The organism is Paenibacillus glycanilyticus, from assembly GCF_051200795.1.
In the GTDB taxonomy this organism is placed as follows: Bacteria; Bacillota; Bacilli; order Paenibacillales; family Paenibacillaceae; genus Pristimantibacillus; species Pristimantibacillus glycanilyticus.
Window position 1 is genome coordinate 2,353,288 of record NZ_CP195155.1, and the last position, 26,790, is coordinate 2,380,077.

Annotated in this window: 23 protein-coding genes and 1 other annotated feature; of the genes, 18 read left to right on the forward strand and 5 right to left on the reverse strand. The window is 52.4% G+C overall.

Annotation, left to right across the window (positions count from 1 at the left end):
- Positions 1 to 18: 18 nt before the first annotated feature.
- The gene (locus tag ACR9FF_RS10655) at positions 19 to 1,008 is read right to left on the reverse strand and encodes a lipoate--protein ligase (RefSeq protein ID WP_317980271.1); all 990 of its coding nucleotides are present in this window, start codon (positions 1,006 to 1,008) and stop codon (positions 19 to 21) included.
- Positions 1,009 to 1,105: 97 nt separating this feature from the next.
- On the reverse strand, positions 1,106 to 2,320 hold the full coding sequence (locus ACR9FF_RS10660) for a nitrate/nitrite transporter (RefSeq protein WP_435170941.1): 1,215 nt from the start codon (positions 2,318 to 2,320) through the stop codon (positions 1,106 to 1,108).
- A 450-nt stretch (positions 2,321 to 2,770) separates the two neighbouring features.
- Between ACR9FF_RS10660 and ACR9FF_RS10665 the strand changes: the two genes are divergently transcribed.
- The 6 genes from ACR9FF_RS10665 to ACR9FF_RS10690 all read left to right on the forward strand — a co-directional run bounded on the left by ACR9FF_RS10665 (position 2,771) and on the right by ACR9FF_RS10690 (position 9,677).
- Entirely contained in the window at positions 2,771 to 4,075 is a 1,305-nt protein-coding gene (locus ACR9FF_RS10665; RefSeq protein ID WP_435170943.1) for a molybdopterin molybdotransferase MoeA, read from the forward strand.
- Entirely contained in the window at positions 4,072 to 6,108 is a 2,037-nt protein-coding gene (gene nirB / locus ACR9FF_RS10670) for a nitrite reductase large subunit NirB (RefSeq protein ID WP_435170945.1), read from the forward strand. Before ACR9FF_RS10665 ends, nirB begins: the two co-directional genes overlap by 4 nt.
- On the forward strand, positions 6,093 to 8,255 hold the full coding sequence (nasC, locus tag ACR9FF_RS10675; protein WP_435170947.1) for an assimilatory nitrate reductase catalytic subunit NasC: 2,163 nt from the start codon (positions 6,093 to 6,095) through the stop codon (positions 8,253 to 8,255). The genes nirB and nasC overlap by 16 nt, the downstream gene beginning before the upstream one ends.
- A complete protein-coding gene (gene mobA / locus ACR9FF_RS10680; RefSeq protein WP_435170949.1) occupies positions 8,252 to 8,854 on the forward strand; it encodes a molybdenum cofactor guanylyltransferase in 603 nt (200 codons plus the stop codon). Before nasC ends, mobA begins: the two co-directional genes overlap by 4 nt.
- 2 nt (positions 8,855 to 8,856) lie before the next feature.
- Positions 8,857 to 9,369 (forward strand): molybdopterin-guanine dinucleotide biosynthesis protein B, encoded by a 513-nt coding sequence (mobB, locus tag ACR9FF_RS10685; protein ID WP_435170951.1) that lies wholly within the window; start codon positions 8,857 to 8,859, stop codon positions 9,367 to 9,369.
- 98 nt (positions 9,370 to 9,467) lie between these two features.
- Entirely contained in the window at positions 9,468 to 9,677 is a 210-nt protein-coding gene (locus tag ACR9FF_RS10690) for a DUF5316 family protein (RefSeq protein ID WP_435170953.1), read from the forward strand.
- 42 nt (positions 9,678 to 9,719) lie between these two features.
- Here ACR9FF_RS10690 and ACR9FF_RS10695 read toward each other — a convergent pair whose 3' ends face one another.
- Positions 9,720 to 11,654 (reverse strand): ATP-binding protein, encoded by a 1,935-nt coding sequence (locus tag ACR9FF_RS10695; protein WP_435170955.1) that lies wholly within the window; start codon positions 11,652 to 11,654, stop codon positions 9,720 to 9,722.
- Positions 11,655 to 11,801: 147 nt separating this feature from the next.
- Here ACR9FF_RS10695 and ACR9FF_RS10700 point away from each other — a divergent pair, with 147 nt between their 5' ends.
- From ACR9FF_RS10700 to arsC, 4 genes are all read left to right on the forward strand, one after another.
- The gene (locus ACR9FF_RS10700; protein ID WP_435170957.1) at positions 11,802 to 12,533 is read left to right on the forward strand and encodes an alpha/beta fold hydrolase; all 732 of its coding nucleotides are present in this window, start codon (positions 11,802 to 11,804) and stop codon (positions 12,531 to 12,533) included.
- 62 nt (positions 12,534 to 12,595) lie between these two features.
- Positions 12,596 to 12,946 (forward strand): MarR family winged helix-turn-helix transcriptional regulator, encoded by a 351-nt coding sequence (locus ACR9FF_RS10705; protein ID WP_435170959.1) that lies wholly within the window; start codon positions 12,596 to 12,598, stop codon positions 12,944 to 12,946.
- A 187-nt stretch (positions 12,947 to 13,133) separates the two neighbouring features.
- Positions 13,134 to 14,546, forward strand: a complete 1,413-nt coding sequence (locus ACR9FF_RS10710) for an arsenic transporter (protein ID WP_435170961.1) — start codon at positions 13,134 to 13,136, stop codon at positions 14,544 to 14,546.
- Between the two features lie 19 nt (positions 14,547 to 14,565).
- A complete protein-coding gene (gene arsC / locus ACR9FF_RS10715) occupies positions 14,566 to 14,997 on the forward strand; it encodes an arsenate reductase (thioredoxin) (protein WP_435170963.1) in 432 nt (143 codons plus the stop codon).
- A 13-nt stretch (positions 14,998 to 15,010) separates the two neighbouring features.
- On the opposite strand, the gene ACR9FF_RS10720 is transcribed toward arsC, so the two are convergent.
- The gene (locus ACR9FF_RS10720; protein WP_435170965.1) at positions 15,011 to 15,466 is read right to left on the reverse strand and encodes an RNA helicase; all 456 of its coding nucleotides are present in this window, start codon (positions 15,464 to 15,466) and stop codon (positions 15,011 to 15,013) included.
- Positions 15,467 to 15,599: 133 nt separating this feature from the next.
- Between ACR9FF_RS10720 and ACR9FF_RS10725 the strand changes: the two genes are divergently transcribed.
- The 4 genes from ACR9FF_RS10725 to leuS all read left to right on the forward strand — a co-directional run bounded on the left by ACR9FF_RS10725 (position 15,600) and on the right by leuS (position 20,433).
- Positions 15,600 to 15,926, forward strand: coding sequence for an aminotransferase yhxA (locus ACR9FF_RS10725; protein WP_127496515.1), 327 nt, complete (start codon positions 15,600 to 15,602; stop codon positions 15,924 to 15,926).
- Positions 15,927 to 15,928: 2 nt separating this feature from the next.
- A complete protein-coding gene (locus tag ACR9FF_RS10730; RefSeq protein WP_435170967.1) occupies positions 15,929 to 17,173 on the forward strand; it encodes a glutathionylspermidine synthase family protein in 1,245 nt (414 codons plus the stop codon).
- A 14-nt stretch (positions 17,174 to 17,187) separates the two neighbouring features.
- On the forward strand, positions 17,188 to 17,631 hold the full coding sequence (locus tag ACR9FF_RS10735) for a DUF350 domain-containing protein (RefSeq protein ID WP_127496513.1): 444 nt from the start codon (positions 17,188 to 17,190) through the stop codon (positions 17,629 to 17,631).
- Between the two features lie 75 nt (positions 17,632 to 17,706).
- Positions 17,707 to 17,924 (forward strand) — a binding site (T-box leader).
- Between the two features lie 73 nt (positions 17,925 to 17,997).
- Positions 17,998 to 20,433 carry a leucine--tRNA ligase gene (gene leuS, locus ACR9FF_RS10740; RefSeq protein WP_435170970.1) on the forward strand — a complete coding sequence of 812 codons (2,436 nt, stop codon included), beginning with the start codon at positions 17,998 to 18,000 and terminating at the stop codon, positions 20,431 to 20,433.
- 49 nt (positions 20,434 to 20,482) lie between these two features.
- Here the strand turns inward: leuS and comER are convergent, their stop codons facing one another.
- Positions 20,483 to 21,322 (reverse strand): late competence protein ComER, encoded by an 840-nt coding sequence (gene comER / locus ACR9FF_RS10745; RefSeq protein ID WP_201003782.1) that lies wholly within the window; start codon positions 21,320 to 21,322, stop codon positions 20,483 to 20,485.
- A 109-nt stretch (positions 21,323 to 21,431) separates the two neighbouring features.
- Here comER and ACR9FF_RS10750 point away from each other — a divergent pair, with 109 nt between their 5' ends.
- From ACR9FF_RS10750 to ACR9FF_RS10765, 4 genes are all read left to right on the forward strand, one after another.
- A complete protein-coding gene (locus ACR9FF_RS10750; RefSeq protein WP_435170972.1) occupies positions 21,432 to 21,953 on the forward strand; it encodes a ComEA family DNA-binding protein in 522 nt (173 codons plus the stop codon).
- 155 nt (positions 21,954 to 22,108) lie between these two features.
- Positions 22,109 to 23,410 carry a homocysteine synthase gene (locus tag ACR9FF_RS10755; protein WP_127496509.1) on the forward strand — a complete coding sequence of 434 codons (1,302 nt, stop codon included), beginning with the start codon at positions 22,109 to 22,111 and terminating at the stop codon, positions 23,408 to 23,410.
- 107 nt (positions 23,411 to 23,517) lie between these two features.
- A complete protein-coding gene (locus ACR9FF_RS10760; protein WP_127496508.1) occupies positions 23,518 to 24,048 on the forward strand; it encodes a deoxycytidylate deaminase in 531 nt (176 codons plus the stop codon).
- A gap of 89 nt (positions 24,049 to 24,137) precedes the next feature.
- Entirely contained in the window at positions 24,138 to 26,735 is a 2,598-nt protein-coding gene (locus ACR9FF_RS10765; protein WP_435170975.1) for a DNA internalization-related competence protein ComEC/Rec2, read from the forward strand.
- The last annotated feature ends 55 nt before the right edge of the window (positions 26,736 to 26,790 follow it).

Here is a 26,790-nt window from a genome sequence, read left to right on the forward strand (position 1 = left end):
TTTTAGTTTTAAGCCTATTTACAGCATGAGCGACAACAGCTGCTCTTTCGTAATCGGGCCGAAGTAGAAGTTCACGTCGATCTCATCCAGCAGCTTGCCGAGCGATTCCGCGTCGTAACGCGTGCCGATCAGCTTCGAAGTCACTTCGCTTGTCTCGCCTCTGCCGAAGAAGTCGCCAAATACGGCGGCATCCACGATTTTGCCTTCTTCCACCTGCAGGCGTATGTCGTAAGTGCCCGCGCCTTCAATGCGCTTTGTCTGACGGACGTTAAAGGCAGGGGAGCGGCCGTAATTCCAGTCCCAGCTGCGGTAACGCTCGTCAGCCAGCTTCCGGACATTCGCCCAATCCTCTTCAGTAAGCTCGTAAACCGGAATTTCCGGCTCGCCTTCGAATATCGACTCCAGCAAATATTGTCTCAATTCCTGAATGGTCATTGGTTCCTTCAAAAATTCCGAGATGTTGGCAACGCGGCTCCGAATGGATTTGGTTGCTTTCGAGACGTATTTCTCCGCATTAACCTTAAGCGCCGAAACGACGTTCTCAATCTCCGAATCAAATAAAAGAGTGCCGTGGCTGAACATTTTTCCTTTGGTAGCAAATTGGGCGTTGCCGGAAATTTTGCGTTCGCCGACCTGAAGGTCGTTGCGTCCCGACAGCTCCGCGTCAACGCCAAGCTTGCGTAATGCCCGGACAACGGGCTCCGTGAACTTCTTGAAGTTGTGGAACGACTTGCCGTCATCCTTCATGATGAAGCTGAAGCTAAGGTTCCCGAGATCGTGATAAACCGCGCCGCCTCCCGACAGCCTGCGCACCACATGGATGCCGTTCTCGTTGACGTATTCGGCGTTAATTTCCTCAACCGTATTCTGATTCTTGCCGATAATGATAGACGGCTCGTTAATGTAGAACAGCAAATACTCGTCTTCCGGCAGCGAACGTAAAATATATTCCTCGAGCGCCAGATTCAGCGTCGGGTCCGTGATATTGTGATTGTCGATAAAGCGCATGCGTGATTCTCCTCTTTCTATTCCGTCCTGCTCCCATTATAACCCTCACGGAAAGATTTTTCATGCGGGATCGGACAAAATGTTGGCGCGTCCTATCTCACACGCTGCGTGCTTTGCCGCCTTCCCCGATCCAGGTTTTCTTCCAGTCCAGCTGGGCAATCGCAAGCATAATGACGCTTAACAGCGCTATGCCGCACAAAATGAGGAAGCCCGGCGTGTAGGAGCCCGTGGACTGATACAGGTTGCCCAGAATAAGCGGCAGCGCATATCCGCCCAGTCCGCCGGCTGCGCCAACGATCCCCGTTACCAGTCCAATCTCGTCGCCGAACCGCTGCGGTACGAGCTGGAACACGGAGCCGTTGCCGGCGCCAAGACACATCATGCCTACGAATAACAGGCCAATCACGAGATAGAGAGGCGGAAGACTCGAAATCGTTGCGAGCATAACAGCCGCACCGGTATACAAAATCATCAGAACCTTAATGCCGCCAAGCTTATCGGACAAGTAGCCGCCAATCGGACGGAAGAAGCTGCCCGCGATGACGCATAGCGTAGTGAAATCGGCTGCTTTGACGGCAGACAAGCCGTATTGGGTGTTGAAGAAGATCGTCAGGTAGTTGGAAAGGCCAACAAAGCCGCCAAACGTAACGCCGTACATGATGCAGAAGAGCCAGGTATCGCGCTGCTTTAATATTTTTGCGTACTGGGACAGCTTTTTTGGAGCGGGCTGGTTCGGGCTGTCTTTCGCGAAGATTGTAAAGACGATGAAGGCAATTGTGATCGGAATAAGTGCAAGGCCAAAAACCACTTCCCAACTTCCGAAATGCTGGGCGATCCGGTTGGCGAACAAGGTGGAGAAGACCGTTCCGCTGTTGCCCGCGCCGGCGATTCCCATGGCGAGACCTTGATATTGAGGCGGATACCAGCGGCTTGCAAGCGGAAGTGCAGCGGCAAACGATGCGCCTGCGACACCAAGCATGAGGGCAACGATATGCAGATCCGACAGGGAATCAACAAATTTCCAGCCCCATACAAGAGGGATCATCGTAAGCAGCATACCGAGCTGTCCGGTTCTCTTTGGTCCGATATAGTCGGTAAGGAAGCCAAATACCAGGCGGAGAATGGAGCCGCCAAGCACCGGCAGGGCAACGAGGTTGGCTTTTTGAACCGGCGTCATATCATAATCTCCGATAATAACGACGCTAAGCGGTCCAATCAGTACCCAGATCATAAAGCTGATATCGAAATACATAAAGGCGCTAAATAATGAAGGCTTATGACCGCTTTTCCAGAACGACGTAGGGTTGCTCATAACCAATTCCCTCCAATGGATATATTTCTGTGTTTTCTGTTTGCAGACTCGCGTTCCCGGGACGAGGGTCTGATTTTCGTTTCATTTCAACATTAAAAAAAGGCCGCAAACTGCCCTTGCGGACAGAAGCGGCCTCTTTGCCGAAGGCGGTACAGCATTGTACCCGCCGGATCGTACGGTCACATCATTGTGAACCCAATTCGAATTATAGGTGAATTGTCAAATACATGTCAATAAACTTAACACCAAATTTTTAAATAATCCTAAAACAAAGCGGTATTCGATATTTTTGTGTAACTTATATTGACATGTAAATAAACTTCCATTATGCTCAAAACAAATGATCAGCACAACGATGTGCTGTCGACCTTGGCAACGGAGCCCGCTTCCTTATTTATATAGGGAACGGGCTTTTTATGTTCATTTTGTACGGTGGGGAGGGAATGTCTAATGACTACCTTGCAGAAGCAGCAGCTTGTTGTATCCGTAGAAGAAGCGCTTCGTCATTTGTGCGGGGGAGCGTCCCCCGTTCGAACCGAAAAGCTGCCCTTGGAGGATTGCGTGGGCAGAGTGCTGGCGGAAGATTTCTTTACGCCGTTTCCAATGCCGCCGTTCCGCCGGGCTGCTATGGACGGGTATGCCGTACGCTCTCAAACCTTGCTTGAAGCCGGTCCGGGCAGTGAGGTCATGCTTAAAGTGATTGCGGAGGTTAAGGCGGGCACATCCAAGGAATGGGCTCAGGAGTGTACCGTAGACCGGCCGGTTAATGATAGGGATGCCGTGCGGATTTTTACGGGTGCGCCCGTGCCGCATCGTTACGATACCGTTGTCATGCAGGAAGTGGTTACCCCCATTTACGGAGAAGACGGGAAGCCCCTGTGGATCGGAATAGACCGTCCGCATCCGGCAGGCCGACATATCGCGGAAGCCGGAGAGGATCTTGCGCCAGGCAAGCTGATTCTTGTGAAAGGAACCGTGATCGGGGCAAAAGAAATGGCGGTGCTGGCCTCTTACGGGCAGGCTGAAGCGGTTGTGCGCGTGAAGCCCAGGATCGTTGTTCTGCCGGTTGGCGATGAGCTTCAGGAACCGGGTACGGCGCTTTCCGCAAACCGGATTTATGACGCTAACGGACTTGTAGTTTACGCTTTCCTGAAGCAGCTTGGCGCTCAAGTCACCCGCCGGAAGCCGGTTCCGGATCATCCCGCCATTCTGGCTAATGAAATCAGGCTTGCCGCGGAGCAGGCCGATATAGTGATAACGACAGGCGGGATATCGGTCGGTGACCATGATTACGTTGAGCGGTCCGCTGCCAGCGCCGGCTTTGAGCCGATGTTTACGAAGGTGCTGATGAGGCCGGGAACCCCAACCTCCGCTTTTAAAAAAGAGGGCTGTCTGCTGTTTGGTTTGTCGGGTAATCCGTCCGCTTGTTATTCCGGTCTCGAGCTGCTGGTGAAGCCGGCCGTTCAATGGCTTAAGGGAATGAAAAATTACCGCAATCAATGGTTAAAAGGGAAGCTGGAGGATTCGGTCGGCAAGCCTTGCCCTTATCCCCGATATATTCGCTCGATAGCAACCATGGAGCTTGGGGTATGGCGAATTGCACCCCTCCCCAATGACAAATCGGGAAATATTGCGGCATTCGCGGAAGCAAACGCCATTGCCGTAATCCCGGCGGGCGGAAGAGGTGCGGCGAAAGGGGAAATCGTTTCTTTTCTATTACTAACGCATATGGCAAACGGAGGATTAACGTTGTGACGACAAGGAAACTAGCGGTAATCGGCAATGGAATGGCAGGCGTAAGATGCGTAGAGGAGATAGACCGGTTATCGCCCGGAGCCTTCGAAATTACGATTATCGGAGATGAGCCGCATCCGAACTACAACCGGATTATGCTGTCGAAAGTGCTGCAGGGCGATACCTCCATTTCGGATATAACCATCAATGACTTTGCCTGGTATAAGAAGCGGGGGATCCGGCTGCTGCTGGGCGAGAAGGCTGTGCGGATCGATGCGGTTGGAAAAAGCATTTATCTGGAATCGGGCAAGACGGTGCTTTACGATGAACTTATATTGGCAACGGGATCTTCGGCTTTTGTCCCGTCGATCTCGGGTATTCAGAAATCTGGCGTAACGGCCTTTCGCAACATAAAAGATTGCGAGACGATGATCGAAGCCTCGGAATCCTATCGGAGAGCGGCGGTTATCGGAGGCGGCCTGCTGGGGCTGGAAGCTGCGCGCGGTCTGCTTAACCTGGGCATGGAGGTGCATGTCGTTCATAACGCCTCCTATCTGATGAACAGGCAGCTGGATGCGATGTCGGCCGATATGCTGAAGCGGGAGCTAATGCAGCAGGGCATGCGGTTCTGGATGGAGAAGCGGACGGAGAAAATTATCGGCCGCAAAAGGGCGGAAGGGCTGTTGTTCAGCGACGGCACCAAGCTTGTGGCTGATCTTATCGTCTTGGCCGTCGGGATCAGTCCCAACATCGCGGTAGCCGTTAACAGCGGAATTGCCACGAACCGGGCTATTCTTGTCGACGATTACATGCGGACTAACGTGCCTCATATCTATGCGGTTGGAGAATGCGCGGAGCATAACGGGACGGTATACGGATTGGTCGCCCCGCTGTACGAGCAGGGCAAAGTGCTGGCCAAGGTACTGACGGATACAGATAACGTTCCTTACAAAGGCTCCATTCCTTATTCCATGCTGAAGGTGTCCGGGGTGGACGTGTTCTCGGCAGGAGACATTCAAGGCGATGTTGAGGTGGCGCTGCAGCAATATAACGGTCTTCAGGGTACCTACAAGAAAGTAACCGTCAGAAACGGAAAAATAGCCGGAGCTGTATTGTACGGGGATAGTTCCGAGGGTATGAAGCTGCTTGATTACTTGAAGAAGAAAACGGATGCGAAGATACTCCTTGAGAAGCCAGAGGGGGCATCCGGCGGTGCCGATGAGGCTGTTGTTGCGATGGCCGATCACCAGACCGTATGCTCGTGCAACGGCGTCAGCAAGGGAGCTATCGCATGCGCGATCCAGGAAGACAATTTGCAGACGGTCGAGCAGATCCGGGATAAGACAAAAGCATCCGGCTCGTGCGGCGGCTGCAAGCAGCTCGTTGGCGCGGTGCTGGCAAGCGTGCTGGCGGGAGCAGGAGGCGGAACCAAAAAGGCGGTGCCAATCTGCGGCTGTACCGAGCTTGGTCATGAAGAAGTAAAAGCCGAAATTGCGGAACGGGAGTACGCAAACGCGGCGCAGGCAAGAGAAAAGCTAGGATGGAGCAAGGCAGACGGCTGCGTCGTTTGCCGCGGCGCCATTCCTTATTATATGGGATTGATCCAGGAATCCAAAAAGACAGTAAGCCCGTTGTTGGACGATGAGCGCAAGGAGTTATCATGGGATACCCGGGAACTCAAACTGCCTTATCCGGTGCAAACCGAGCGGTCTGCCCATTATTTGAAGCCTTCGGACGTCCTGGTCCGGGATTTTGGGCTTGCCGCCGTACCTGCCGGCTGGGAGGTTTACGTTGGAGGCCATTCGGAGCATCCGGTCAAGCAAGCGCAGCTGCTTGCGGTAGAGGCGGAGGAGGAGCAAGCCATGCAGCTGGCGGCAGCCTGCGTTCAGTGGTACCGGGAATCCGCTTATTACGGGGAGCGTCCTTGGAAATGGCTTGAGCGAATCGGCCTCCAGCCGCTTAGGGAAAAGCTTCTGGATCGCGGAGAGCAAGAAGATTTACTCAGCCGGTGGCAGGCGGCGGAAAGGGCGGAGATGGTATGGAGCGGCACGTAGAAACAATGACATTCTCGGTGGAGCAGGCGAGGCAAGTGATGGCCACGCAATGTCCCTTTTGCAGCGTGCAATGCAAGATGGAGGTTGTGGAGGACCGCTTGGGACGGCGGCCGACCTATCAGGTAACGGCGATCCCGAACAAAGCTTCGGAAGGCCGGTTATGCGTGAAAGGGATGAACGCGTATCAGCATGCGGTCAGCAGGGAAAGGCTGCTTCACCCGATGATTCGCAAAAACGGCAAGCTGACGCAGGTGACGTGGGAAGAAGCTCTCGAGGCGGTCAGCAGCCGGCTGTCCGGACTTCAAGCGGAGCATGGCGCCCATGCCGTTGGTCTCTACGGCGGCGGATCACTTACAAACGAATCTGCCTATTTGCTGGGCAAGTTCGCGCGGGTAGCCCTGCAGACCAAATATATTGATTATAACGGCAGGTTTTGCATGTCGGCGGCGGCATCGGCGGGCGTAAAAACCTTCGGCATCGACCGCGGCCTGACAAACAAGCTGTCGGATATTCCTCTAGCCGAATGCATTATTTTGGCGGGGACTAACATCGCGGAATGCCAGCCGACGCTGATGCCGTATTTTACGAGAGCGAAGGAAAACGGGGCCATCATCATTGTTATTGATCCCCGTGTATCGGCCACCGCTTCTATCGCAGATGTCCATCTGCAGGTGAAGCCCGGTATGGATGCGGCTCTGGTGAACGGCATGCTGAAGGTTATTTTTGACGAGAAGCTGATTGACGAAGCCTTTATCAAGAGCAGGACAAAGGGCTTTGCCGAGGTGAAGGAGCATGTGGATTCGCTGGACCTTGGTGAAATGACTGACATTACCGGCGTAAGCTTGGACCTGATCCGCAAAGCGGCAATCAGCTTTGGCAAAGCGCGTACGGGAATGGTCTTTACTGCCCGCGGCGTTGAGCAGCATGCGGATGGGCATATGGCCGTAAGAAATTTTCTTAACATGGTTCTGGTCACGGGCAAAATCGGCAAGGAAGGCTGCGGCTATGGCGCGGTGACCGGACAAGGGAACGGGCAAGGCGGACGCGAGCATGGGCAAAAGGCGGATCAGCTGCCCGGTTACCGATTGATCGAAAATCCGGAGGACCGCGCTTATATAGCGGGCGTATGGGGGATTGAACCGGAAGAGCTTCCCGGCAAAGGAGTATCCGCGTACGAGATGATGGAGCTTGTTCATAGCCGGGATATAAAAGGGCTGTTCGTCATGGGCTCTAATCCGATTGTATCGAACCCAAACGCCGTTCTGGTGGAAGAAGCGCTGGAACGGTTGGAATTCCTTGTTGTTGCGGATATGTTCCTATCGGAAACCGCAAAGCTCGCCGATATCGTACTGCCTGTGACTTCCTATCTCGAGAACGAGGGAACGATGACGAATCTGGAGGGCAGGGTTCTTCTGCGTCCGGCTGGCCGTCCGGCTCCGGGTGAAGCGCGTCATGACTGGCAGATTCTATGCGACTTGGCTTATTGGCTTGGCAAAGAAAAGTATTTCACCTTCCGCCAGCCGGAGGACATTTTTAATGAGCTGCGCGTTGCAAGCCGCGGTGGCATTGCGGATTATTACGGCATTACGTACGAAAGGCTCCGCAAGGAGGAAGGGATCTATTGGCCATGCCCTTCTCTTGACCATCCGGGAACACCGCGGTTGTTCGGAGAACGATTCGCCCATCAGGACGGGTTTGCCGTATTCCAGACCGTAGACAGTCAGTCTCCGGCCGAGCAGCCTAATCATGAATATCCGCTGTACATGACAAACGGCCGAATGCTGTCCCATTACCTAACGGGAGTGCAGACGCGAAGAAGTCCCGTCCTGGCTGCCCGCGAGGTGGAAAACATATTGGAGATTCACCCGTCGACAGCGCGGAAATACCGGCTTGAGGATGGCGTGCTCGCCAGCGTGCAATCCGTCAGGGGAACGGTTATCGTTCGCGCGAAGGTGACTTCGGATATTCGCGAGGATACTTTATTTATCCCGATGCATTGGGGAGATGCCCAGAACGTGAACCGGGCAACCCATGCTCTTCTGGATCCGAATTGCAAGATGCCGGATTTCAAGACAAGCGCGGTAAAGGTTCAGCCTCTTGCTGAATATTTGTTGGAGGAGCAGGAGAAGGGGCTGATGAAGGAATGATTGGCGGCATTATATTGGCCGGTGGCCAAGGCAGGCGAATGGGCGGATTAATGAAGGCGCTCCTGCCGATCGGCGGGCAGTTTATGATTGAGCGCGTTCGTGACAACATGCTGCCCTTATGCGGCAGCGTGACGGCCGTGGTCGCTTCGGAGGATCAAGCTAAGCTCCTCTCCGGCTTGAGGCTGCCATGCCTGATTGATGCGGCGCCCGGTCAAGGTCCGCTTGCGGCTCTTCATACCGCTTTTGAATACAATTGTTATTCCGCGCTGTGGATATCCGCTTGCGATATGCCTTTCGTATCGGGTAAGGCTGCCGCTATATTGCAGCATCGGATGGAAGAGAGCGGCAGTCTGGCTGCCGTGCCCGAAGTGAATGGTCGGCTTCATCCTCTTCATGCTATTTACCGCGCGGAGTGCCTGGAACAGGTTGAGCGTTGTCTGCGGGAAGGCGACTACAGCATGAACGGATTTCTGAAGAGGATCAACTATGCCAAGGTTCCGGAGGAGAAGTTTAAGGCGGCCGGCATTTCCCATAGCTTTGTTGACAATATCAATACGCCTGAGCAATACGAAGAAGCGAAAATTCGAAAGGAGGTGTAGCCATGGCAGCAGCCGTGTATCAGATTACGGGCTATAAAAATACGGGCAAAACAACGCTCGTGTGCCGGCTGATCGATTATTTGGTATCCCGCGGCGTGCCGGTCGCAACGATTAAGCATGACGGGCATTCATTCGAAGCGGAGCCGGCCCATACGGATACCGCCAGGCACCGTTCCTCCGGAGCGGTCTGGTCGGCGATTACTTCGGCAGACCGGACGGCTATTGTGAAGGAAAAGCCTTCCGCATTGCTTGAGCTGATCGGAGAAGCGCCGGCGGAGGCTTTTATCCTTGTTGAAGGGTTTAAGGCGGAGCGGTTGCCGAAGCTTGTAATCGTGAGGCGGGCGGAAGACGAACGGCTGCTGGGCGAATTGAGCGGCATTACAGCAGTAGCGGTCTGGCCGGGATATCATCTGCGGAAAAACGCCATTCCGGCAGGAGCCGAGTTATTCGAGATAGACGATGTGCAGGGGATAGGAGATCATATACAGATAAAAGGTTCGAGAAGACTGTCCTGAGCGGGACTGTCTATTTTTTTTTGCATCCTGAGAAAAACTTTTTCGGTATTGAACCGTATACAATACTTAACGAAGAAACAGCAGCAGGAGGCGAACCCATGTTTCAATTATTCATCTATATCGGCTGTGGATTTATTTTGATATCCGGGGTAGCTTTGGGAGCCTGGACAACGCCTGAGCAGCAAAGAAGCAATTTTAATTCGGAGCAGCCATCGGATAAAAGAATGAGAAACAAAGTTGCTACCTGGTCCTTTTTGCTGGCTTTGGTCTGTCTCGCAATTGCCGGACTGATCAACTGGCTGGATTAATAAAAAGCGCCCCGTTTATGACAAACGGGGCGCTTTTTCTCGTCAGTTTTCCGGAAAGGGTGCTTCCGAGGGGTTCGTCGAAACGGAGGGAAGGCGGATGACGGCTTCCGTTCCAACCCCTTTGGTGCTGCTGAAGCGGATCGAACCCTCCATAGCCTCGATAATCCGGAAGGTGACCATGAGACCAAGGCCCGTTCCCTTGGATTTGTTGGAGAAATAGGGCTCGCCAAGCTTGCTTAGCTTCTCGGGATCAATCCCTTCGCCATTATCGATTACCCGGATGAGAACCTCATTATCTTCCTTGTTGGCCAGAATGGATACGGCTCCGTCAAAGCTGGATATGGCCTCCAGGCTGTTTTTGATCATATTTATGATTGCCTGTTTAAACTTCTCGGCGCTGCCGAGCACATAAAGGTCCGGTTCCGCGATGACTTCAAGCCTTGTGCTTTGCATTGCGGCAAGCGGTGAGATGATATCCTGAATCTGATTCAATTCCTCCGGAATATTCAAGGTCTTTATATCTTCCAGATGAGGCTTGGCGAACGTGAGGAACTCGGTAATGATGCTGGACGCGCGGTCGAGCTCTTGTACGGCCAGCTGCAGGAACTGCTTCTCCTTGTTTACGGCCTTTTCTCCTACCAATTGAATGAATCCGCGCGTCACCTGCAGCGGATTGCGTACCTCATGCGCGATAGAAGCGGCCAGATGGCTGATCAGCTCCATTTTCTCCGCGCGCTGAATTTCCCGGTTGAACATTTCGAGCTCCTTGGAATATTTAACGAGCTGGTCGTGGTTGCGGGAGAATTGCCTGCCCATCACGGCAATGAGCGACAGCAGGAAGGCGAGCAGCCCCCACTTCCAATAGATCAGATGATAGGTCTCATCCCGGAAATAGATAATAATCTCCGAAATAAACACGCTGAAGAAGACGGAGTATCCGACGGAAATCATAATCGCGTCCCGGTTCCCCTTCCAAGCGTAACCAATCGCGTGAACAGTCAGAATGAGAAATTGAATAGCGGCGATAAAGGTAAGCGGTACAACTTGAAGCAAGCTAAGGCTTATGCCCGGAACAATGGTTTTGCCAAGCGCCCATAACACAATAACCAAGACCGTAACCGGAATAAGGACGATTCTGAATTTTTTTATAATGCCGTGAATGCCAGGTCCAAGAGTCTGTTCGAAAAAGACCGCGAGAGCAGGAGTAAGCAGGAACAGGGCTAGATCAAACAAATCGAGAAACGGTTTTCCGTAAGCATAATAATGGTGGTATAGAGCGGGAGAGTAGGCTAGTATAATTTCACCCAGGCATAAGATGATCAGGCATAAAGACATCCACAGCACCATTTGCTCGCGTTTAAGAAAAAACAGGCAAGTCATCATGATTAAGGCAATGAACATAAACGAACCGCCATAGACCAATTCAATCAATCCGTAACGCTCATATTCGGGAAGCATCTGATTGTAATCTCCGATGACCATTTCAGGCTCCAGCGATTGTCTCTCATCGGATAAACGGAGCAGGATCAGCAAGTGATTGCCTTTTGTCGCATCGGACAGAGGGAGGAGCGTATAGTTCACATCGTAAGGATACGATCTTTCCATGTTATAGAGCAGGCCTTCCCGATGTTCAAGAGCTACGCTGACAGCAGTCCCGTAAGCACGTTTTATCCATATTCCCGGCGTATTCCAATCCAGGGACGGAAGTGTGATGCGCAGGATCAGGGCATCGGCACCGGCTGCCCGCTTCTGCATAGGCTGCTCGGTGTCGGCATGCTGCCATTTTGTCGGGTCTCCCTCTGCGATCCATGCCGGTTGATAGGATTCCTTAGGCTTGTACAGCCACTGGTAGTCCCATTCCTTGATGACGGAATAGTTTTGCTGGGGTTTCTCTATGGAAGAGACATGTTGAATCTGGTAGACCGAGCATATAACCAGTACAATTATGCCTGTAATCAGAAGAATGGTTGATCTCATTACCGTCACCTACAGTTGATATTTCTGTCATCTTTTACCATACTTGCTAATTCGACAAAAATCAATATGATGCAACAAAGTATATATCACCTTCATACTTGAGTGCTATAATAAAGCCATTTAAATTGAGGCAGGGGCGGTGAAAGCATGGGGGTAAGCGAGTATTACGCGCGTAATGGCGAGGTCAGCATTCATTATTACGATTCAAGAGACGAAGCGGATGAAAGGTTGGTTCCGATTGTAGTCTGCCCGGGATTATCGGAAACGGCGGAAGAATATTTGGATTTTATGGAAGCGGCGGCGCCAAGGCGATGCATTCTGTTATCATTCCGCGGAAGAGGGAAAAGCGATACCCCAGAGGCTGGTTACGATCTGAAGGATCATCTGACTGATCTGGAATCCGTCGTGAGGGATGCCGGGGTGAAGAGCTTCCATCTGTTTGCTTATTCAAGAGGGGTATCCTATGCGCTGCAATACGCCCATGCCTTTCCAAACGATGTGCGTTCCTTTATCGTTGGCGATTATCCGCCCGAACATCGGGCGATGCCTGACGGCTGGGCGGAGGACTATATCCATCATTATCTGATTCCATATAACCGTACATCCAACATACGGACGGACGCAGTATGGGGAATACAACGGGAGTCGGTTCAAATTCCGCTGGACCAGCCATTGCAGCTGCCGCTTATGGTGGCAAGGGGACAACGGGAGGGCTCTTTGGTTACGGAAGAGGATCTGGCCAGGTACAAACGGATGAGTGAAGCGGTCAGCGTGAAAGAGTACGCCCGGTCTGACCATGCGCTGAAGGGTGAAGACAAAGCATTGTTTTACGCGGATATTATCCGGTTTGTTTATGAGCAGGACGGAGGTACGGAATAAGAAAAATAAGTAATTGAAGGTCGCAACTATTGTGTGTTATAACTATTGCGGGTGATGCAGGAATGGAACAATTGCCGCAGTATGTGGATGTGCGCGAAATACTGCAAGGCGTCGTTAGAAGATTCGGCCTGCAGCAGAAGGGCGGAGCCCAGGGATTCGGGATTTCCGTTATTCAAAGCCATATTCTGTATGAGCTGCACAAGCGTCCGAATCTATCGTTGAATGAGCTGGCGGATGTGCTCTGCGTGAAAGCAAGCACGTTAAGCAGGCAGGTCCAGCAATTGGTTGAGCTTGAGCTGCTCAGTCGCGAACCGGATCAGAAGGACCGTCGATACGTAACCTTGACCTTGACGGCAAAGGGACACCTGAGCAGCAGAAGGCCGTTGCGGAAGCAATGGAAGATTATATCTTAAGCATTTTTCAGTATGTGCCCGCAGATAAAAAAAGGCAGGTGCTCGAAAGTCTTCAACTATTAAATGAGGCGATGGGGCAAAGTTCTCATTGCTGTTTACCTCCTCTATAGAGGAGTTTATTTTTGGATAATAGTTGCAAATTGCAATTATTAACCGAATCGATATGAATTAAAGCGGGGAACGACAAGTGGCATTTATAGCAATTATTCTTTTTTTGATTACGTTAACGTTTGTTATTTGGCAGCCGAAAGGGCTTGGTATTGGCTGGTCAGCCGCAGGCGGTGCTGTACTGGCGTTGCTTTTTGGCGTTGTCAGCTTTGCGGATGTAGGAACCGTAACCGGCATTGTATGGAATGCAACGATTGCTTTTATCGCCATTATCCTGAACTCGTTGATCCTTGACGCAATTGGTTTCTTTGAGTGGGCAGCCCTTCATATGGCCCGTCTAGCTAAAGGAAACGGCAGAAGAATGTTTGTATACGTCATTGTGCTTGGCGCAGCGGTTTCGGCCTTTTTCGCCAATGACGGAGCAGCGCTTATCCTTACGCCAATTGTGCTCGCCATGGTCAGGGCGCTTAAGTTCGACAGTAAAATGATCCTGCCGTTTATTATGGCCGGCGGTTTTATATCGGATACGACATCATTGCCCCTCATTATAAGCAATCTGGTAAATATCGTTTCGGCCGATTATTTCGGAGCGGGTTTTGTGGAATATGCCAGCAGGATGATCATCCCGAACCTCTTCTCGCTTGGCGCAAGCCTTCTTGTGCTGTATCTTTTTTACCGGAAAAGCATTCCCGCGGATTACGATGTCCGCGAGGTGAAGGAACCAAGAGAAGCGATTAAAGATCACAAGCTGTTCCGCTTGTCCTGGATTTTGTTGGCGATTCTGTTTGTTGCCTATCTGGCCAGCGAATTTATTCATGTGCCGGTATCGATCATTACGGGGGCCGTGTCTTTGGTCTTCTTGCTGTTCGCCCGCCGGAGCCCGGCGATTCAGACCAAGAAGGTTTTGAAGGAAGCTCCATGGACCGTTGTTGTGTTTTCGATTGGCATGTATGTCGTGGTCTACGGGCTGCGAAACGCGGGACTTACGGATGCGCTTGGGAACATCATTCAAGCCATTGCCGACCATGGACTTTTTGCCGCAACGATGGGTATGGGCTTCCTGTCGGCGATCTTATCCTCCGTAATGAACAACATGCCAACGGTAATGATTGATGCCTTAGCGATCAAGGGGACAGCTACGGCAGGCGCGATCCGGGAAGCGTTGGTTTACGCGAATGTGATTGGATGCAATCTGGGTCCAAAGATGACGCCAATCGGTTCGCTGGCCACCTTGTTATGGCTTCATGTTCTCGCGAAGAAGGACGTGAAGATTTCATGGGGCTCTTATATGAAAGCAGGCTTCGTATTAACCGTGCCGACCTTGTTTATCACGCTGGCCGGGTTATATATCTGGCTTGAGTTTATTCATTCGTTTAACGTGTATGTTGGCTTTGCGATTGCGGGATTCCTATTGGCAGCGGGTGTTGCCCTCGCCTTTTTCTTCAGGTTGAAATCCGGCAAAAAACAAGAAGCGGAAAAACAAGTGGCATAGCCATGACAGGAGGATACGGATGACAGCAAAACCTATCGTATATTTCCTATGTACGGGCAATTCGTGCAGAAGCCAGATGGCGGACGGATTCATGAAGCTGCTGGGCGGAGACGAATTCGAGGTGTACAGCGCCGGCTTGGAAGCGCACGGACTAAATCCGAAAGCCGTGCAAGCGATGAAAGAAGCGGGAGTGGATATTTCGGGCAATACCTCCGATGTGATTGATGTCGAATTATTAAACCGGGCTAATTACGTCATTACCTTATGCGGGCATGCGGACGAGCATTGCCCGGTCATTGCCAATGAAAATGTCGTTAAGTGGCACTGGGGATTTGACGATCCGGCGAAGGCTACCGGCACCGAGGAAGAAATCATGTTCCAATTCCGTGCCGTGAGGGATGCCATTCATGACCGAATTAAACAATTTGTAGATGAAAAAAGCTGCCGTTAAGGCAGCTTTTTTATTAATCCTCAGGCTCATTCATGCCGCGGACGTAAATCACGTAACAGCCCCGGTCTTCGTCAATTTCGGTTGATGTCGTAAACATGGGACCGTAACCCGGAACATCTACGATATCCTTCAGCAAGTAACGGATAACCTCATAATGGTTGGCGCTGCCGATCTCGGTCAGCTTGCGTCCCCGCTCGTTAGGCTTCCTGAATTCGATATAAATGCCGCGTCCCCGGTAGTTGGATTCGTCTCCGTAATTCTCGTTTGGACCGATGCGCTTGACGATCAGCATTTCTTCGTTTTCCTGCATCTCGTTTGAGGTTAATTCGTATTGAACTCCGTTTGCAATCAGGTAGGTGCATAATTGACGGGCATACATCTCATCGATTCCAACAGAAGCGGCAGGATACTCCATTAACGGCTCGTATTCATTAAAGCCTTTGTCGACAAAATAAATTAATTTATTCATCTCTCTCACTCCGAATCAAAATGATTTCACTATCATACCATCATTTTATGGAAACTTTAACTTTTCTTGCTGCATCCCTATTAAAATATGATATAACTTTATAGGAACTATGAAGCTTGGAGGATACCAGTTTATGAATTTAACTCAAAAAGCAATGCTTGGCGTCTCTGCCGTTGCCATGGCTACCGCCCTTGCGGGCTGCGGTCAAACAACGACTTACCCGCGAACGGCTCCGCCAACGGACAGCCAATGCAGGGACTGGGAGTGGGACAGCAAAAACGGAGTATACCGCTGCGACGATTCCAGCTCCTCTTACTACCGGAATTATTACTATGGCAACAGCTATTATTCCTCCCGATCGGCTCTGCAAAAAAGCAGCTCTTATTCTGCTTATAAATCCAGCATTACAAGCAAAACGAGCTCCGGCTTTGGCAAAGGCAGCTCCATTGGCGGAGGCTGAACGTGGACCAATTCGCCAAGGCGAGAAACGCCTTTTATTCCGGAATTAAAGATTATTGGGCAGATTTGTACGGCGAAGAGTATTCCCTTTATGACCTATACGGCATGACGAAAGAAGAGGTTCATAAAATTCGCGAATCGACGAACCGCATTGGCCATATTTTCTATAAGACCGCGCAATTGCTTCGGACCGTGGACGACGATACTTTGCTGATGCTTGGTTTCCCGCGCGAGACATTGGCGTACATAAGAATCAGAAGCTTATCGGTCGAGAGCGTTATCGCCAGACTGGATCTGATTGGGACGGGAGAGACGTACAAATGCATGGAGATCAATTCGGATACCCCGACCTTCATCAAAGAGCTCCATTATGTAAACGGACTGGTCTGCGAAGTCTTTAATCACCATAATCCGAATAAGGGCTTTGAGAAGCAGCTTGCGCTTGCGGTTGAGAAAGCGGTTATCGAGAGTCTGGAATACCTCGGTGAAGATCCGAATGAGCCTCGCATCGTGTTCACGGCCCATGGAGATAACGTTGAAGACGCCAATACGGCTCTTTACTTGCAGAGCTTTCTGCCCTTCCCGTCGAGCTTTGTTCCGCTTGATCAGCTTCAAATTATTCGGCATGTCGGGTTGTTTGACGGTGAGGGAAATCCCATTCACGTGCTGTATCGCCAAACCTTCCCGGTAGAGAATCTTATTGAGGATGAAGATGAGGAAGGGAATCCCATCGGATTATGGCTGCTGGAGCTCATCGGGCAGAAGAAGGTTGCTGTCGTTAATCCGCCGTCCGCCTTCCTTCTCCAATCGAAGGCCGTGCAGGCTATTATTTGGGGACTGCATGAAGAAGGGAGTCCTTTTTTTACCGAAGAAGAGCACCGATGGATCGGAGAGCATTTTCTCCCCACCTATCTGGAGCCGGACCGCTTTCTTGAAGGCCGGACGAAATACGTGATGAAGCCTGCGTTTGGACGCGAAGGGGATACGGTCAAAATTTTCGAAGGCGACGGTACGGTAGCGGCGGAGGATAGTCATAACTCCTACGCTCATTACCTTCCTGTCTATCAGGAATACGTCGAGCTGCCAACCGCCAATTTCCGGACGGTAAAGGGAGAACGTGAAGGCTCGTACATGTACGGCAGCTTTTTAATCGGAGGAAATGCGGGCGCCATAGGCATTCGCATCGGCAGCCCGATTACGGATAATTTATCTTATTTTTTGCCGGTTGGCATTACTAAATCAGAGTAAGGAGCTAAATTGGAATGGACACTAATTTATATGTGGATTTTTTGCTTTATTCATTGACGGGTTTCGCCATTATGATAGCAGGGCTGCTCTTGTTTGAACTGACAACGAAGAATAAGGAGTTTGCCCTTATCTTTAAAGGAAATGCTTCGGCAGCCTTGTCGCTTGGCGGCAGGCTGGCAGGTCTCGCCATCGTAATCCGCGCGGCTGCGGAAAACTCGGTATCGCTCTCCGACATGCTGCTGTGGGGCGTGATCGGGATCATTGCGCTCGTTATCCTCTACTACTTGACGGAGCTGATTACTTATTTATTCGGCAAGGGGCTTAAGGTGAACGTGACCATCTTTAAAGCCATTGAGCAGAACAACATCGCGGTAGGCATTCTTATTCTGCTTATTTCGTGCAGCGTAGGCATGATTATCGCCGGATGCCTTACTTATAATCCGGATTTGCTCGGGTAACCCGGCAAACACCCGCATATCTTGACATGTGGCGTCACTGGCGGTATAATCGGGTCTAACCATGTTTTTCTATACTTAATGGCGTTGAAGAGGAGCAGTAATGTCGCGGAGCAAGGCTAAGAGAGCCGGCGGATGGTGCAAGCCGGACCTGCAGCGATATGAATCTCGCCTTGGAGCTTTGCGTTATTATTACGCAACGAATAGCCTGCGTTAAAGGCAATGAGTGAACGAAAGGCAAAGCATGCCGGACGTTAACTAGGGTGGTACCACGGGAATAATCTCTCGTCCCTAGCGATAATACGCTAGGGGCGGGAGTTTTTTTATGTTTGTGATGCGCTCGCGCACACTTTTTAGGAGGAAATGATGATGAGTCAGGAATTTCAAGGCTACAACCCGCTGGCGGTAGAGCCGAAATGGCAGAAATATTGGGATGAGAACAAGACATTTGCAACAACGGAAGATCCGGGCAAGAAAAAATTTTACGCCCTTGATATGTTCCCTTATCCGTCCGGCGCGGGTCTGCACGTAGGTCACCCGGAAGGTTACACGGCTACGGATATTGTATCCCGTTACAAACGGATGCGCGGCTATAACGTTCTTCATCCGATGGGCTGGGACGCGTTTGGTCTGCCGGCGGAGCAATACGCTCTGCAAACGGGACGCCATCCGCGCGAGATCACGGTGGAGAACATCAACAACTTCCGCCGCCAGATCAAGTCGCTTGGCTTCTCGTACGACTGGGACCGCGAATTCAGCACAACGGATCCGGATTACTATAAATGGACGCAATGGATCTTTATCCAACTGTATAATAAAGGACTCGCTTATGTTGCCGAAGTACCGGTTAACTGGTGTCCTGCGCTGGGTACCGTACTGGCGAACGAAGAAGTGATCGACGGCCTGAGCGAACGCGGCGGCCACCCGGTTATCCGCAAGCCAATGCGCCAATGGATGCTGAAAATTACGGAATACGCCGAGCGCTTGCTCGAGGACTTGGAAGAGCTCGACTGGTCGGAAAGCATCAAAGACATGCAGCGCAACTGGATCGGCAAATCGACTGGCGCGGAAGTAACTTTCGCCATTGACGGTCATGATGCTTCGCTTGTCGTATTTACAACGCGTCCGGATACGCTGTTTGGCGCAACTTACTGCGTACTGGCACCCGAGCATGAGCTGGTTGCGGCAATCACGACGGCTGACCAAGCCGAAGCGGTTGAGGCGTACAAAGAAGCGGCGGCTCGCAAGAGCGATCTGGAGCGTACCGACCTTGCGAAGGACAAAACAGGCGTATTTACGGGCGCTTACGCGATCAACCCGGTTAATGGCGCAAAGACGCCAATCTGGATTGCCGACTACGTGCTTGCGGGTTACGGAACGGGCGCCATTATGGCGGTACCAGGCCATGATACCCGCGACTGGGAGTTTGCGAAGCAATTCGATCTGCCAATCCTTGAGGTTGTTCAAGGCGGCGACGTAACGAAAGAGGCTTATGCAGGCGACGGTCCTCACGTCAATTCCGATTTCCTGAACGGTCTGAATAACGACGATGCGATCAAAACGATGATCGAGCATTTGGAAGGCTCGGGCAAAGGCCATGGCAAGGTCACTTACCGTCTGCGCGACTGGCTGTTCAGCCGCCAGCGCTACTGGGGTGAGCCGATTCCGATTCTGCACCTGGAAGACGGTACCATGAAGCCGGTTCCCGTAGATCAGCTGCCGCTTGTATTGCCGGACGTGGATGCGATCAAGCCATCCGGCACCGGTGAATCGCCGCTTGCGAACGTTACGGAATGGGTAAACACGATTGATCCGGAGACGGGCATGAAGGCTCGCCGCGAGACAAACACGATGCCGCAATGGGCGGGAAGCTGTTGGTATTACCTGCGCTTTATCGATCCGAAGAACGAGAACGAAATTTGTTCGCCGGAAAAACAAAAGGAATGGCTGCCGGTTGACCTGTACATCGGCGGCGCGGAGCATGCGGTGCTTCACTTGCTCTACGCGCGCTTCTGGCACAAAGTGCTGTACGATCTTGGCGTCGTAAACACGAAAGAACCGTTCCACAAGCTGGTGAACCAAGGCATGATTCTCGGCACGAACAACGAGAAAATGTCCAAATCGCGCGGCAACGTTATTAACCCGGATGATATCGTGAACGAATTCGGTGCGGATACGCTCCGCATGTACGAAATGTTCATGGGACCTCTGGAAGCGACGAAGCCTTGGAATACCAACGGCGTAGAAGGCACATACCGCTTCTTGAGCCGCGTATGGCGCTTGTTCGTCAGCGAAGACGGCAGCGTAAACGCGAAAATCGCAAACGACGGCGAAACAACAAAAGCGTTCAAGCAAACATGGCACCGTTCCATCAAAAAGGTGACCGATGATTTCGAGAACCTGCGCTTTAACACCGCGATCAGTCAGTTGATGATTTTCGTTAACGAAGCCTACAAAACGGATGTATTGCCGGTTGAAGCCATGAAGAACTTCCTGCAAATGCTGTCCCCGTTGGCTCCGCATATCGCTGAAGAGCTGTGGGAGAAGCTGGGCGGAACGGGCTCCATCACTTACGAGCAATGGCCTTCGTACGAAGAAGCATTGACCGTGGATGATGAAGTTGAAATCGTCGTGCAAGTGAACGGTAAAATTATCGAGCGCGTTTCCATTGCAGCCGATACGGCGGAAGCAGAGATGGAAAGCCTTGCCAAAGACATGGATAAAGTGAAAGAACTGATAGAAGGCAAAACGATCCGCAAAGTGGTCGTTGTTAAGGGCAAGCTCGTTAACATCGTAGCGAACTAAATAGCAGGCAAAAAAAGAAGAGGTGAGCGGCCCAGCAGCGCAAAATGTGCTACTGTCCGTTCACCTCTTCGCCGTAGAAAGCGGTATTTATTTTTGCGACGTCTTCGTCGAATTTTTTATGCGTCGTCCGGATCAACCGGTTAAAGGTGCCGTCAAGCTCACGATTCAGCAGCTGCAGGGCCTGGGCCGTAATTCCTCCGGGAACGGCTACTCTCTTCTGGATATCTTCCGGAGATAGTCCGCCTTCCGTCAGCAGAAGTCCCGTGCCGAGCAGCATGTTGCTTGCAACGCTGACCGCGTCCTCGCGGCTGATTCCCGTTTCGCATACGGCGGCATCTACGAACTGCTCGACCAGATAAGCGAAAAAGGCAGGTCCGCAGCTGGAGAGGTCGGATACGATCCGGGTGTAAGGCTCTTCGATAGGAAGAGGCTCGCTGATGAAAGCAAGCATATCTTCGATAAGGGTCTGGTCCTCTTCCGTAATGCGGGAGCCATAGATGCATAGGGTAGCACCGCTCCAGACGAGGTTGGTGACGCTTGGAATAACCTTTGCGATTTTGCACGGCAAAAGCTCTTCCAGATGCCCGATCAGAACCGGGCTTGTTATGGATATAAGAAGCTGCTCCGGTCGCAGGACCGGCAGAAGATCATCAATCACTTTCTTATATTCAAGCGGTTTGACGCATAAAAACAAAATGTCGCTAACGCTTGCGGTGCTTGCATTCGAACGCTCGGCTCTCATTCCGGGATATCGTTCAGCAAGCGCCTGGGCTTTGGCGTAGGTGCGGTTGCTGATTACGATCTGACACGGGTCGAGTGCTCCAGATGCGACGAAGGCTTCGATAAGCAGGCTTCCCATCGCGCCCGTCCCAATGAATCCGACATTCATGCTCAGCCCTCCTAACAGATTTGCTCTTTTAACCTATTCCTCAAGACTTGCCTAATATGACATGGAAATGCTAAAAATCCCCTTTTTTTGGGTAGAAGGAGTGTTCGCAGTGGCTCGTTTCCTGCAAGGACGTCAAACCAATTCGAATAAAAACGGATTTATAATCCCTCTATTTCTTGTCGCGGCTGCGGTTGTATTGCTTGCTGCAGCCTTCGCGCAGCCAAAGGAGAAAGCGCCGGATGAGTGGGTGAAGCTAAACCGGGAGGTTGGCGTTGCCCTGCAAATGAATGAAGAACCGGAAGAACCAGCGGAAAAGGCGGATCTGCCGGAAAAAACGAAGGAGAGCGGAGCGCAGTTGCCGAACGCCCAAACGGGGAGCATTCATGCGGAGGCTAATGCCGGAGAGACAGCAGGGAAAGAAGAAGTCCCGTCAGGCAAGCTTGATATTAACCGGGCAACGGCCGAGCAGCTGGATACGCTGAAAGGGATTGGCCCGGCAAAAGCGCAGGCCATTATCGCCGACCGGGAACAGAATGGACTTTTTTCATCCGCGGATGATCTTCTTAGAGTGAAGGGAATAGGCAGCAAGCTGCTTGCCGGAATAAAAGATAGCATTGTCGCATCGCCATGATTATGAGAGAATGGGACAAGGTGCAGGGAGGTTTTCCCAGGCCTATATAACCATATTCGGGCATTAAGTTCGATTCCATTGGACTACCCAAACCGAGCCGTTTGCTTTGAAATGGTTGAAGCATGTCCATCCCATATACCAAGGAGTTGTTGCACATGACGAATCAAGAACAAAACAAACGTTCGCTCGACACATTGGCTGTCCATGGCGGACAGGAGATTGACCCGACTACTTTTGCCCGCGCGGTTCCGATTTACCAGACGACCTCTTACGGCTTCCGTGACACGGATCATGCGGCGAACCTGTTCTCGCTTCAGGAATTCGGCAATATCTATACCCGCTTGATGAACCCGACAACAGATGTATTCGAGAAGCGTATCGCCGAACTGGAAGGAGCGCCTGCCGCACTCGCCGTAGCGTCCGGACAAGCTGCGATTACGTATTCGATTATGAATATCGCGGGAGCGGGAGACGAGATAGTATCCGCTACCAGCCTTTACGGCGGTACATACAATCTGTTCTCGACAACCCTTCCGAAGCTTGGCATTCAAGTCAAGTTCGTAGACCCGTCGAATCCCGAAAATTTCCGCGCGGCCATAACGGAACGCACAAAGGCTTTGTATGCGGAAACGGTAGGCAATCCGAAGGGTGATATCCTTGATATCGAGGCCGTAGCGGCTATTGCTCACGAGAACGGCATTCCGCTTATCGTGGACAATACGTTCCCGAGCCCTTACTTGCTCCGTCCGATTGAGCACGGCGCGGATATCGTGGTTCATTCCGCAACCAAATTCATTGGAGGTCACGGTACATCGATCGGCGGCGTTATCGTGGACGGCGGCCGTTTCGACTGGAAAGAAAGCGGCAAATTCCCTGGCCTGACCACTCCGGATCCTAGCTATCACGGCGTTGTGTACACGGATGCGGTTGGTCCGATTGCTTATATCATTAAAGCTAGAGTACAATTATTGCGTGACATGGGCGCTGCCCTGTCGCCGTTTAACTCGTTCCTGCTGCTGCAAGGTCTCGAAACCCTGCATCTGCGCATGGAACGCCATAGCTCAAACGCCTTGAAGGTTGCCCAGTTCCTGGAGTCGCACGAATCGGTGGAATGGGTAAGCTATCCGGGTCTCGAGAGCCATCCTTCTTATGAGCTGGCCAAGAAATATTTGCCGGACGGCCAAGGCGCCATTTTGACCTTTGGCATTAAAGGCGGCATCGATGCCGGCAAGAAGGTGATCAATTCCGTGAAGCTGTTCTCGCATTTGGCGAACGTTGGCGATTCGAAGTCGCTTATCATCCATCCCGCAAGCACAACCCACCAGCAGCTGTCGGCTGCGGAGCAGGAAGCGGCAGGCGTAACGGCCGGGTTGATCCGCCTGTCGATCGGCACGGAAGGCATTAAGGATATTTTGGCTGACCTGGATCAAGCCTTGCGCGCAAGTCAATCGAACTAATACAACGATATCATCTATATACATCTAGATAGAGGCAGCTCCGTCGGGTTCCTTCCTTGAGGAATCTGACGGAAGCTGTCCGGGCAAAAGGAAAAGGAGTGGAAGACATGTCAGAAGCGCAGGATGCTTCACGCAAAGACTGGGATACGTATTTTATGGATATTGCCTATATGGTGTCGACACGCTCGCGTTGTCCCCGCCGTCATGTCGGATCGGTGCTCGTGCAGGGCAAGAAGCTGCTGGGAACCGCCTATAACGGCGCTCCGATGGGCGTGCAGGACTGCTCGGAAGCAGGCTGCATGATTGCGGAAGAATGGGAGACGCGAATCGGCGACGACGGTCAGGAGCAAATGGTCAAAAAACAGCGCTGCATCCGCACGATTCACGCGGAGCAGAACTTGCTTCTCTTTACGGACCGCGCCGACCGTGAAGGATCAACGGTATACGTAACCGATCAGCCTTGCTGGACTTGCGCCAACATGCTGGCAAACAGCGGCGTGAAGGAAATTGTGTTCCATCGCGGTTATCCGAAGGATAGTGACAAGGTAAGCCTGCTTATGAGCCAGAAGGGGATTGTATTCCGTTCGCTGACGGATTACGAGCCGCCGCCGCAGGCAAGCATGAAGGTTACATCCTAACTAAATAAGCGAATGGGGAAGAACCTCCGTATGCATCTGCTTTGATGCGTCCGGAGGTTCTTTTTTTTCTGCACGGAGGAGGGATTGCCGTGAATAGACGGCCTTTAGTATGGTTTGCCGTGTTCTGGATAGCGGGAAGCAGCATGGCCGCTCATCTGAGCATAGGGGGAGCGGCTCTGGCCATAAGCTCGGCGGCGGTTTTGTTGCTTGCGCTTGTGCTAGTTGGACAATCGACAAGGCGGCTTGCCGTTGTCTGCTTAATCGGCTGCATGCTTGCAGCCGGCGAGCGGCTGTGGGCCGATGCCCGCAACGGGAGCGCGCTAGATCTGCCGGGCGCTTCGTATGAAGCGGAAGTGACCGGCACGATTGTATCCGCGGTAGAGGTCGACGGAGACCGCGCGATGTTCCGCGTGACGGCCGATGCCGTCCGCGTGGGTGGCGAAGCGGCGCCGCGCAAGGTCCGCGAGCGCCTGCTTGTTCAGGTGCGGCTTGCCGAGCAGCCGCACCAAGAGCTCGCCGCCGCGTGGCACCGCGGCGGCAGCGTGCGCCTCGCCGGCGAGCTTGCGCGGCCGGCCGGCGTTTCCAATAGCGGCGGCTTTGATTACCGCCGCTATCTGGAGAGCAGCCAGCATGTCCACTGGCTGCTCAAGGTCAAGGGCATCGGCGCCGTCCAGGCGGCGCCGGGCCCGGGCTGGACCGTGGCCGCCGTGCTCGGCCGCGTGGATGCCGCGCGCGACTGGCTTGGCGCGCGGATGGACCGATTGTACCCGGCCGACCAGTCCGGGTACATGAAGGGGCTGGTCCTCGGCATACGCGAGGACCTGGACCCGGAGCAGTTCCAGCAGTTTTCCCGGCTGGGACTGACTCATATATTGGCCATTTCGGGTCTTCACGTGGCCGTGTTTGTATACGCGCTGGGGGCCGTTTTGCGGCTGCTGCGTTTGACTCGGGAGCGGCTGCTGCTTACCCTGATTGCGGCCGTTCCGTTTTATGTGCTCCTCTCCGGCTCGTCGCCTTCCGTCGTAAGGGCAGGGCTCATGACGATGCTGGCGCTTCTAGCCGCCAGAATGGATAAGCTGAAGGACGGCCTGCATCTGCTGGCCGCGGCGGCGGTAGTGATGCTGATCTGGAATCCTTCCTTTATTCAGGATGTAGGCTTCCAATTGTCTTTTGCCGTTACGGCAGGGCTTATTCTGTTTGTGCCGCCGGTTAGGCGTGCGATGCCGAATTGGCGCAAAGGAAAATCGCTGCTTGATCTGCTTGCCGTGACGGTTGTGGCGCAAGCGGTATCTTTTCCGCTGACGGTCTATTACTTTAATCAGTTCCACTTGCTGTCGATTCCGGCTAATCTGATCCTGGTGCCGTTTATTAGTTTTATCGTAATGCCGATAGGGGCGGTAGCGCTGGTCTTTGGCCTGCTGTGGCCGCTTGGCGGTCAACTGCTGGCAGCCGTCAGCGTATACGCAAATGATTGGACGTTTCTTCTGGTTAGCTGGCTTGGGGAAGTGGACGCCGTCCGTACCATCTGGGCCACGCCTCCGTTATGGTGGATTGCCGCCTGGTATTTGGCTCTTGCCGTTCTATGCAGACAGCTGCCTGCTGCACCTGCTGCTGTTCCGAAGGAAACGGACGAGACTATGCCCCTGCAAGAAGCGTCAGCCGGCATGGAACGTGATGCGGTTCCTATTTGGGAGCTCCTGGAGGAACGGAAGCTCCCGATATGGAGGAGGCGTTCAACCGGATTAAGTCTCGCCATGTTAGCGGGTGCGGCCTTATTGTTCTACGCCTATTTTCCGGATATGCTGAAGCGTACGGCCGATGTTGATGTTCTTGATGTTGGACAAGGGGATGCCATCTTTATCCGTACGCCGCAGGGCAAGAGGATTCTGATCGATGGCGGGGGAACGTTAAGCTTCCGCAAACCCGGCGAGGAATGGAAGCAGCGCAGCGATCCGTTTGAGGTGGGAAGCAAGGTTGTTGTTCCCTTATTAATGAAGCGAGGGGTTCATTCTCTTGATCTGCTTGTCATTTCCCATCTGGACAGCGACCATATCCGCGGTTTGCAGGCGGTGCTCGACGCTATTCCCGTACGCGCCATTGCATGGAACGGAAGTTTAAAGCATGCCGAGGACGCGGAAGCGATTATGCGCACGGCCTTGCGAAAAGGGATCCCGCTTTACCGTGCGGAAATCGGAAAGGAGTGGAAGGTGGATGCCGATACGGAATTAACCGTCTTGTGGCCGCCGGCTGCAGGTGAAGGAATTCCCGTCATTGAGGATCAGAACGACGACAGCGTTGTGTTATGGATGAGAATCTATCAATCCACCTTTCTGCTGTCGGGGGATATTAGCAGCACAGCCGAATCGGCTATACTATCGCGTATGCGGGATCAAAATACTACTCTCTCATCAACCGAATCCTCCAAAAAACTAAGCCGGATCGATGTCCTGAAAATTGCTCATCACGGCAGTAAATATTCAACCTCGGAGGAATGGCTGCGCTATTGGAAGCCGCTTCAGGCGGCAATTTCCGTCGGGGCAACCAACACTTACGGTCATCCGCATCCGGATGTGCTGAAGCGCCTGGAGGAGTACGGCGTCACGGCATTGCGGACGGATCAGAATGGCGAAATCCGCTATAGAGTGGGTTTATCTGGAATATATGAACAAACGATCAGGAAGAATTAGGAAGACGCTGGCGAAAGTGCCTATATTCCTAATCGGGTATCCTGCTAAAATGCTT